The following is a 286-nucleotide window of genomic DNA, read 5'->3' as shown; positions in this document are numbered from 1 at the left end:
AAATTGCCGGGATCTTGTTAGAGCTGGTGGGTGATCCAGCAGATATCTGTCACGTGGTTATCGGCATCGGCGTCAACGTGAATATGCAGAAAGCTGACGAGGTTGACCAGCAATGGACGTCGGTGCAGCTTGAGACGGGTGCTGCCGCTGACCGTAACGCCTTAGTAGCTCAGGTCGGCTTGCAGCTCCAGCGCTACCTGGATCGGCACAAGGCGTCCGGCTTTGCTGCTCTTCAGGAGGAGTGGGAGCGAAATCATGCGTGGCAAGGGAGGGCGGTATCACTGAT

At 57.0% G+C, this 286-nt stretch carries 1 pseudogene; it reads left to right on the top strand.

Annotation, left to right across the window (positions count from 1 at the left end):
- Nucleotides 1–286 (top strand): annotated as a pseudogene (locus tag AC0L20_RS40825) (hypothetical protein); the annotation flags it as partial.

It is taken from the genome of Bradyrhizobium sp. Kon58 (assembly GCF_055807455.1).
Note: the sequence above shows the minus strand (reverse complement) of the source record. Positions and strands in the feature narration are given on the sequence as shown.